The organism is Streptococcus suis, from assembly GCF_002960445.1.
Taxonomy (GTDB): domain Bacteria; phylum Bacillota; class Bacilli; order Lactobacillales; family Streptococcaceae; genus Streptococcus; species Streptococcus hyiners.
The window spans coordinates 49540-58355 of the sequence record NZ_POJD01000170.1 but is presented as its reverse complement, the minus strand read 5'-3'; the positions used below and the strand labels follow the sequence as shown (position 1 = coordinate 58355).

Sequence of the window (8816 nt, the reverse complement as noted above, 5' to 3'; positions counted from 1 at the left end):
GGTTGCCCCCTGTGAGATACGGTAGTCGCTTAGCGAATAGGGAGTTTAGCTCAGCTGGGAGAGCATCTGCCTTACAAGCAGAGGGTCAGCGGTTCGATCCCGTTAACTCCCATAGGTCCCGTAGTGTAGCGGTTATCACGTCGCCCTGTCACGGCGAAGATCGCGGGTTCGATTCCCGTCGGGACCGTTCAAAAAGTCTGGTAGACATTTTGAAGTTGGAAATAGAGCAAACAGAGTTTGCGTCATATTTACGACTCGTTAGCTCAGTTGGTAGAGCAATTGACTTTTAATCAATGGGTCGCTGGTTCGAGCCCAGCACGAGTCATATGCGGGTTTGGCGGAATTGGCAGACGCACCAGATTTAGGATCTGGCGCTTTCGGGCGTGGGGGTTCAAGTCCCTTAACCCGCATAAGGAAATACTAATAAGCCGGCTTAGCTCAGTTGGTAGAGCATCTGATTTGTAATCAGAGGGTCGCGTGTTCAAGTCATGTAGCCGGCATTTAGAATAGGTTGCGAACGTAGTTCAGTGGTAGAACACCACCTTGCCAAGGTGGGGGTCGCGGGTTCGAATCCCGTCGTTCGCTTTGAGAGGCCGGGGTGGCGGAACTGGCAGACGCACAGGACTTAAAATCCTGCGATGGCAACATCGTACCGGTTCGATTCCGGTCCTCGGCATGGACTTTATAGAAGCACCCTTAGCTCAACTGGATAGAGTACCTGACTACGAATCAGGCGGTTAGAGGTTCGAATCCTCTAGGGTGCATGACTCGCTTAATGATGTCATTAGGGGAGCTTTATTTTTAATAACAGCGGGAAGTAGCTCAGCTTGGTAGAGTACTTGGTTTGGGACCAAGGTGTCGCAGGTTCGAATCCTGTCTTCCCGATTTATATTTGGCGGTGTAGCTCAGCTGGCTAGAGCGTCCGGTTCATACCCGGGAGGTCGGGGGTTCGATCCCCTTCGCCGCTATTTACTCTTGTTTGCTGGACCTTTAGCTCAGCTGGTTAGAGCTCTCGGCTCATAACCGAGCGGTCGTAGGTTCAAGTCCTACAAGGTCCATAATTGGAGGATTACCCAAGTCCGGCTGAAGGGAACGGTCTTGAAAACCGTCAGGCGTGTAAAAGCGTGCGTGGGTTCGAATCCCACATCCTCCTTTCACTACCGTGGGATGGAGTTTCTTTGACTTGTGGTCGTAGGTTCCAATTCAGGTCCACAATAATCTTATGGCTCGGTAGCTCAGTTGGTAGAGCAATGGATTGAAGCTCCATGTGTCGGCGGTTCGATTCCGTCTCGCGCCATTATTTACTTGTCCAAGTATATGTTCTTGGGCGCGTAGCTCAGATGGTTAGAGCGCACGCCTGATAAGCGTGAGGTCGGTGGTTCGATTCCACTCGTGCCCATTATATTGTATAAATGGAGAATTACTCAAGAGGCTGAAGAGGACGGTTTGCTAAATCGTTAGGTCGGGTAACTGGCGCAAGGGTTCGAATCCCTTATTCTCCGTAATGAACGAGATTATCATTTGATATTCTCGTTTTATTGTATCTTATTGGAGGAGCCATGAATAAATTTTCTAAATTGTTGATTGCAATTTCTGTTTTTCTGTTATTATCTTTTTCATTGTTGTTTTTAACTTTTTCAAAGGGAGCAGAGTTACCCTTTGTCAATTCTTCTATAAATTTACTCGTTAGACCAATTCAATCTTTTTTATCAGTTCCTACTAGGTTTTTCTCTGACCAACAGTCCTCTCTTTCGCATTTGTTTGCTACCTACGAAGAAAATAAGGAATTAAAGAAGTCATTGCTCTCAGTACAAGATTTCGCAAATGAGAATGCTAGTTTAAAAGCTGAAAATGAGACATTGCGAAAAAGTTTAGAAATGGCGTCGTCTTTCTCAGAGAAAGGGTATATTGCAGGTTCAGTTTTGGTTAGAACACCTGCTTCATGGTCGGAGCAAGTGACCATAGATGTTGGTCAGAATATGGGGATTTCTGAAAATGCTCTGGTAGTTGCAAATGGTGGTTTAGTTGGTGTAGTTAGCTCCATTGAGGAGAACTCATCAGTGGTAAAATTGTTTACTAATGCTGATGATTTTACCAAACTTCCAGTAAAAATAAGTATCAATTCCAAGGATATATACGGGATTTTAGCTGGTTTTGATTTGGATTCCAATAGTTTTATTATCAATCAGTTAAATGCTACGGATGATATTGCGGTTGGTAGTAACGTTGTGACGAGTGATTTGGCTGGTGCGACACCTGCTAACGTTCAAATTGGAAAAGTTCGTTCGGTTAAGGCTAGCAGCAATAACTTAAATCGTGAACTATATGTAGAGCCTTCAGCTAGTTTTTCATCAATATATTCAGTATTAGTAGTGGGTCAATCAGATGCGCAATAGAGTTTTAGAATTTTTCATGTTTCCTGTTCTGTTTTTAGTTTTGTTGATTGATGGGCAGGTATCGACTCTTTTATCCAATATGTCAGTTGGCTTATTTGCTATATCTTGCCATATCTTACTCATGCTTGCTATTTTTTATGCAAACTATGTTTCTCTCCCTATTTCTTTAGTCATTTTTGCTCTGTTGGGATTGATTTATGACATATCTTATCTTTCCTTAGTAGGAATTGCAACGACCACTTTTCCTCTTGTTATTTTTTGTATTTATTTCTATTTTAAAGGTGTTGGAAATAAGAGTTCAATCAATCTATTGATTTTGCTAGTTTCTATTTTTCAATTTGAATTTATTAGTTATTTATTTGCTAGAGTATTTCAGATGACAAATTTGTCTGTTTTCATCTTTGTTTTTAATAAATTACTACCGAGTTTATTATTTAATCTTATTTTGTTTTTACTTATCCAACCTGTCTTAGAACGGATTTTTGGAATTACGAATAAGACATAGAAATGTAATAATTGCGTAATATACTTACGCAATTTTTTTGTTAAAATGGTATAGTCAGAAAGTATAGAGGAGTTAGTATTAGTTTATGAAGAAAAAAATCTTAGCTACATTATTGTTAAGCACAGTCGTTCTTACAAGTTTGAATGATGTGGCTGTGATTGTTGCAAATGACATTGATAGTCAGATTGCAGCTAAAAACCAACAAATCAGTGAACTTACAGCTCAACAAGCAGAAGCTCAACAACAGGTTGATGTTATTCAGGGGCAAGTAGATGAGATTGTTGCTGAACAGGCAAAATTAACAGAAGAGAATACTCGTTTGGAAGCAGAATCACAAGCGCTGTCTGCTGATATTGAACGTCTGTCTGCTGACATTGTTTCACGTGATGGTGCTTTGAAAGAACAGGCACGTAGCGCTCAAACGGATGGTTCTGCATCTAGTTATATCAATACGATTTTGGATTCAAAATCAATCGTTGATGCTGTTTCACGTGTCAATGCTATGCGTGAGATTGTTGCCGCTAACAACCGTATGTTAGAACAACAAAAAACAGATAAAGAAGTTATTGTAGAAAAACAGAAAGCTAACCAAGAGGCTATCAATACATTAGCTGCTAATCGTCAAAAGTTGGAAGATGATGCACAGGTATTACAGGTTCGTCAGGCAGAATTACAAGTAGCTCAATTAAATCTTGCGGCTCAAAAAGCAACTGCTGAAGATGAGAAAAATTCTTTGCTTGAGCAAAAGGCAGCTGCTGAAGAGGCTGCACGTCAGGCAGCTGCACGTCAGGCAGAATATGAAGCCCAACAACGTGCTTTAGCTGCACAACAGGCAGCGTCAGTTGCGGCCCCAGTCGTTGCAACAGCACCAGTTGAAACGGCAGTAGCTGAATCTACTGCAACTGTAACAGTTAGTGAACCTGTTGTTACACAAACTGTTTCTACTCCAGCTGTATCATCTTCATCTTCAACTGGTTCTGGTAGTTCAGCAGCAGCTCGTAATGCTACCTTTGATGCTTCATCTTATCCAGTCGGTGAATGTACGTGGGGTGTAAAATCACAACTTTCATGGGTTGGTCCATATTGGGGTGATGCGAAGCATTGGCTTGCTTCAGCAGCTGCTGAAGGTTTCCGTACAGGTTCAACTCCACAGGTTGGAGCAATTGCAGTATGGACTGGTGGCTACTATGGTCACGTTGCGGTTGTTACTGCGGTAGAATCTTCTACAAGTATTCAGGTCGTAGAATCTAACTATATGGGTCGTCGTTACATTGGCAACCACCGTGGTGGTTACTTTAACCCAACAACGACCTCAGAGGGTGCTGTTTATTACATTTATCCTCCATATTAAGAAATTTCATAGAACGTAGTTGCACTGCGTTCTATTTTTGTTTGAAAAATGAAAGAAAAAGCGTTAGAATAGTAGAGGTAGAAATAAAGAGGAGGCTGTCATGGCGTTTACTGACTTAAAATTGTTCGCTCTTTCGTCAAATCAGAAGTTAGCTGGACAAGTGTCGAAAAAAATAGGAATTCCTTTGGGAAAATCAAGTGTTCGTCAATTTTCAGATGGTGAGATTCAAGTAAATATTGAAGAATCAATTCGTGGAACTCATGTTTTCATCCTTCAATCAACCAGCTCACCTGTTAATGATAACTTAATGGAAATTTTGATTATGGTAGATGCGTTAAAACGTGCATCTGCTGAATCAGTAAACGTAGTAATGCCATATTATGGCTATGCGCGTCAGGATCGGAAGGCTCGTGCTCGTGAGCCAATCACATCAAAATTGGTTGCCAATATGTTGGAAACGGCTGGGGTGGATCGTTTATTGACTATCGACCTCCATGCTGCCCAAATTCAAGGTTTCTTCGATATTCCAGTGGACCATCTGATGGGGGCTCCTTTGATTGCTGATTATTTTGAGCGTCGCGGTATGGTAGGTGATGGCTATGTGGTTGTTTCACCAGACCATGGTGGTGTGACACGTGCCCGTAAATTAGCACAATTCTTAAAGACCCCGATTGCGATCATTGATAAACGCCGTAGTGTTGATAAGATGAATACGTCGGAAGTCATGAACATTATTGGCGATATTAAAGGCAAGACCTGTATCTTGATTGATGACATGATTGACACTGCTGGTACCATTTGTCATGCGGCAGATGCTTTGGCGGAGGCAGGTGCAACTGCTGTCTATGCATCTTGTACCCACCCTGTTTTGTCAGGACCAGCTATGGATAATATTAGCAAATCAGCAATTGAAAAATTGGTTGTATTAGATACAATAGAAATTCCTCAGGAACGTTTGATTGATAAGATTGAGCATATTTCGACAGCTGATTTACTGGCGGATGCCATTATTCGGATACATGAAAAACGTCCACTATCACCTCTATTTGAAACAAAGATTGCCAAATAATAGTTGGAAGAGCCGTTGGGCTCTTCTTTTTGGTATAATGTTCTTATACAAGTAATGAGAACGTTAAGAAAATCGTATGATTTTAGGAAATCTGCACGGAAGTCGGTAGGACTTCAAGGGGATTTATCTAAATCACTAGCTTTTTAGTTCGAATACAATTATGAGTTTATGGGGGCTAGCTATGAAGTTACATGACCGTTTTAATAAGAATTTAGACCGTATCGAGGTTTCGATGATTCGTCAGTTTGATCAGTCCATTTCAGACGTTCCTGGGATTTTAAAATTAACTTTGGGAGAGCCTGATTTTACAACGCCAGACCATGTTAAAGAGGCAGCCAAGGCTGCCATTGATGCTAACAAGAGCTATTATACAGGGATGGCTGGTCTTTTGGAGTTGCGTCAGGCTGCGGCTGAGTTTGTGGCAGAAAAATACAACTTGCACTACAATCCAGAAACAGAGGTTCTGTCTACGATTGGTGCGACAGAGGCCTTATCAGCCAGCTTGGTTGCTATTTTAGAGGCTGGGGATACAGTTCTTCTGCCTGCCCCTGCCTATCCTGGCTATGAGCCTATTGTCAACATGGTGGGTGCTGATGTTGTTGAAATTGACACGACAGCTAATAGCTTTGTCTTGACGCCAGAGATGTTGGAAGAGGCTATTATTGAGCAGGGAGATAAACTTAAAGCAGTTATTCTAAACTATCCTGCCAATCCAACGGGTGTGACTTATTCACGAGAACAAATCCAAGCTTTCGCGGATGTTTTGCGTAAGTACCCTATCTTTGTCTTGTCGGATGAGGTTTATGCGGAGTTGACTTATACTGGTCAGCCTCATACTTCGATTGCGGAGTTTTTGCCAGAACAGACCATTTTGATTCAGGGCTTGTCCAAGTCTCATGCCATGACAGGTTGGCGGATTGGCTTGATTATGAGTCAGGCTCCCATCATCGCTCAAATTATCAAGAGCCACCAGTATCTTGTAACGGCGGCGTCAACTGCTATGCAGTATGGTGCGGTTGAGGCCTTGAAAAACGGTAAGGATGACGCTTTGCCGATGCGGGCGGAATATGTCAAGCGTCGGGATTACATCATCGAGAAGATGACGGACTTGGGCTTCAAAATTATCAAGCCTGACGGTGCTTTCTATATCTTTGCAAAAATCCCTGCGGGCTACAATCAAGATTCCTTTAGCTTCTTGCAGGACTTTGCGAGAAAGAAAGCGGTGGCCTTTATTCCAGGTGCGGCCTTTGGTCAATATGGAGAGGGCTATGTGCGGATTTCCTATGCGGCTAGTATGGACACCATTCAGACGGCCATGGCTCGTTTGAAGGAATATCTGGAAGAAAATGGAACGAATTGAAACCAGGGGATTAGTCCTTTACAATCGGAATTTTCGAGAAGATGACAAGCTGGTCAAGATTTTTACGGAGAAGGCTGGCAAGCGAATGTTTTTCGTGAAACATGCCTCTAAGTCTAAGCTGGTAGCTTCTATCCAACCTTTGACTTTTGCGGATTTTATCGTTAAAATCAATGATGATGGTCTGTCTTATATCGAAGATTTTCATCAGGTACAGCCATTTAAGAGTATTAACGGTGATATTTTCAAGCTTAGCTATGCTACCTACATCTTAGCCTTGGCAGATGCTGCCTTGCAGGACAAGGTCTATGACCCAGCTCTCTTTGCATTTTTGGTCAAGACTTTAGAATTGATGGAGTCAGGTTTGGACTATGAAATTTTGACCAATATCTTTGAAATTCAGCTCTTGGGACGTTTTGGTGTCAGTTTGAATTTTCACGAGTGTGCTTTTTGTCATCGGGTCGGTCTGCCTTTTGACTATTCCTACAAGTACAGCGGTGTCTTGTGTCCGCAACACTATCAACAAGATGAGCGACGGGCTTATCTGGATCCCAATGTTCCCTATCTACTTGATCAATTTCAGGCTATTTCCTTTGATGAGCTGGAAACCATTTCCATCAAGACTGAGATGAAGCGAAAATTACGGCTTTTTATTGACCAACTGTACGAGGAATATGTGGGGATTCACTTGAAATCCAAGAAATTTATAGATGATTTGTCTTCTTGGGGGCAGATTATGAAGCCAGAAAAATAAATCCTATAGAGACAGCCTTTTCAACGGAGAGGGCTGTTTTGTTGCTCTGCTATTTTCAATAATAGGAAAAAAGCTGAAATCGTGCTATAATATCTCTAAGACTAAAGTGAAGGAAATAGATAGATGAAACGTATTGCAGTAGATGCTATGGGTGGGGACCACGCCCCTCAGGCGGTGGTAGAAGGTGTCAATCAAGCCTTGGCTGCCTTTCCAGACATTGACATTCAATTGTATGGTGATGAGGCAAAAATCAAGCAGTATTTGACAGCGACTGAGCGTGTCAGCATCGTCCATACGACTGAGAAAATCAATTCAGATGATGAGCCTGTCAAGGCCATTCGTCGGAAGAAAGAGGCTTCTATGGTCCTAGCGACCAAGGCTGTCAAGGATGGCCAAGCAGATGCGGTCTTGTCAGCTGGAAATACAGGTGCTCTTTTGGCGGCAGGCGTCTTTGTGGTCGGTCGCATCAAGAACATCGACCGTCCTGGTCTTATGTCTACCTTGCCGACTATGGACGGTAAGGGATTTGATATGATGGACTTGGGGGCAAATGCTGAAAATACAGCTCATCACCTCTATCAGTATGCTATCCTTGGCTCATTTTACGCGGAGCATGTGCGTGGGGTCAAACAACCTCGTGTGGGACTTTTGAACAACGGTACGGAAGATACCAAGGGCACACCAGTTCACCAAGAAGCCTATAAACTCTTGGCGGAAGACAAGGCGATTAACTTTATCGGGAATGTGGAGGCGCGTGAGTTGCTCAACAGTGTGGCGGATGTGGTCGTGACGGATGGTTTCACGGGAAACGCTGTGCTGAAAACAGTTGAAGGGACTGCAAAATCCATCGTTGGTCAGTTGACTGGCTCAATCAAGAATGGTGGTCTGCGTGCTAAATTGGGTGGCTTGCTGGTTAAACCAACCTTGAAAAAGGCCTTGGGGGCTATGGACTATAAGAAAGCTGGTGGTGCTGTCTTGCTCGGACTGAAGGCTCCGGTTATCAAGGCTCACGGGTCTAGTGATGCTCAATCAATTTTCTATACGATTAAGCAGACACGTTCGATTTTGGAAGCGGGCATTGTTGAGAAATCAGTGGCGAAATTTTCAGTAGTGGAGGAAAACAATGACTAGAGAACAGGTCTATCAGCGGGTTGTTGAATTGATTCAGGATGAAAAGGGTGAAGACTTCCAAGTGCAACCTGAGTCTACCTTGGCAGATAATATTGCTGCAGATTCGGTGGAAATTATGGAATTTGTCCTGACCTTAGAGGATGAGTTCGGAGTAGATGTGCCGGATGCGGCCATTGAACGATTTGAAACCTTATCTGATATTGTGGATTTTATTTATGAAGAATTTAAAAAACGTTCGTAGTTTACGGGCGTT

At 42.9% G+C, this 8816-nt stretch carries 8 protein-coding genes and 15 tRNA genes; all 23 read left to right on the top strand.

Features of this window, described 5'->3' with window-relative positions; genetic code table 11:
* Nucleotides 1-39: 39 nt before the first annotated feature.
* Nucleotides 40-112: transfer RNA gene (locus tag C1G53_RS07330), tRNA-Val, on the top strand.
* A gap of 2 nt (nt 113-114) precedes the next feature.
* Nucleotides 115-187 (top strand) — tRNA-Asp (locus C1G53_RS07325).
* Between the two features lie 65 nt (nt 188-252).
* Nucleotides 253-325, top strand: a tRNA-Lys gene (locus C1G53_RS07320).
* A gap of 3 nt (nt 326-328) precedes the next feature.
* A tRNA-Leu gene (locus tag C1G53_RS07315) sits at nt 329-410 on the top strand.
* A gap of 17 nt (nt 411-427) precedes the next feature.
* Nucleotides 428-500, top strand: a tRNA-Thr gene (locus C1G53_RS07310).
* A 13-nt stretch (nt 501-513) separates the two neighbouring features.
* Nucleotides 514-585: transfer RNA gene (locus C1G53_RS07305), tRNA-Gly, on the top strand.
* A 7-nt stretch (nt 586-592) separates the two neighbouring features.
* Nucleotides 593-676, top strand: a tRNA-Leu gene (locus C1G53_RS07300).
* A 14-nt stretch (nt 677-690) separates the two neighbouring features.
* Nucleotides 691-764: transfer RNA gene (locus C1G53_RS07295), tRNA-Arg, on the top strand.
* A gap of 47 nt (nt 765-811) precedes the next feature.
* Nucleotides 812-885: transfer RNA gene (locus C1G53_RS07290), tRNA-Pro, on the top strand.
* Nucleotides 886-894: 9 nt separating this feature from the next.
* A tRNA-Met gene (locus tag C1G53_RS07285) sits at nt 895-968 on the top strand.
* Between the two features lie 16 nt (nt 969-984).
* A tRNA-Ile gene (locus C1G53_RS07280) sits at nt 985-1058 on the top strand.
* Between the two features lie 5 nt (nt 1059-1063).
* A tRNA-Ser gene (locus C1G53_RS07275) sits at nt 1064-1153 on the top strand.
* Nucleotides 1154-1224: 71 nt separating this feature from the next.
* Nucleotides 1225-1297 (top strand) — tRNA-Phe (locus tag C1G53_RS07270).
* 28 nt (nt 1298-1325) lie between these two features.
* Nucleotides 1326-1399 (top strand) — tRNA-Ile (locus C1G53_RS07265).
* A 15-nt stretch (nt 1400-1414) separates the two neighbouring features.
* Nucleotides 1415-1502: transfer RNA gene (locus C1G53_RS07260), tRNA-Ser, on the top strand.
* A gap of 57 nt (nt 1503-1559) precedes the next feature.
* A complete protein-coding gene (gene mreC, locus C1G53_RS07255; protein WP_105118227.1) occupies nt 1560-2396 on the top strand; it encodes a rod shape-determining protein MreC in 837 nt (278 codons plus the stop codon).
* Nucleotides 2386-2901, top strand: a complete 516-nt coding sequence (mreD, locus tag C1G53_RS07250; protein ID WP_105118226.1) for a rod shape-determining protein MreD — start codon at nt 2386-2388, stop codon at nt 2899-2901. The genes mreC and mreD overlap by 11 nt, the downstream gene beginning before the upstream one ends.
* A gap of 85 nt (nt 2902-2986) precedes the next feature.
* Nucleotides 2987-4252, top strand: a complete 1266-nt coding sequence (pcsB, locus tag C1G53_RS07245; protein WP_105118225.1) for a peptidoglycan hydrolase PcsB — start codon at nt 2987-2989, stop codon at nt 4250-4252.
* Between the two features lie 100 nt (nt 4253-4352).
* Nucleotides 4353-5321: a ribose-phosphate diphosphokinase gene (locus C1G53_RS07240; protein WP_105118224.1), complete on the top strand. Its 969-nt coding sequence runs from the start codon at nt 4353-4355 to the stop codon at nt 5319-5321.
* Between the two features lie 181 nt (nt 5322-5502).
* Nucleotides 5503-6681 (top strand): pyridoxal phosphate-dependent aminotransferase, encoded by a 1179-nt coding sequence (locus C1G53_RS07235; protein WP_105118223.1) that lies wholly within the window; start codon nt 5503-5505, stop codon nt 6679-6681.
* Nucleotides 6668-7432: a DNA repair protein RecO gene (gene recO, locus C1G53_RS07230; RefSeq protein ID WP_105118222.1), complete on the top strand. Its 765-nt coding sequence runs from the start codon at nt 6668-6670 to the stop codon at nt 7430-7432. The genes C1G53_RS07235 and recO overlap by 14 nt, the downstream gene beginning before the upstream one ends.
* Nucleotides 7433-7555: 123 nt before the next feature.
* Entirely contained in the window at nt 7556-8563 is a 1008-nt protein-coding gene (gene plsX / locus C1G53_RS07225; protein ID WP_105118221.1) for a phosphate acyltransferase PlsX, read from the top strand.
* Nucleotides 8556-8804 carry a phosphopantetheine-binding protein gene (locus tag C1G53_RS07220; protein ID WP_105118220.1) on the top strand — a complete coding sequence of 83 codons (249 nt, stop codon included), beginning with the start codon at nt 8556-8558 and terminating at the stop codon, nt 8802-8804. Before plsX ends, C1G53_RS07220 begins: the two co-directional genes overlap by 8 nt.
* Nucleotides 8805-8816 lie beyond the last annotated feature (12 nt).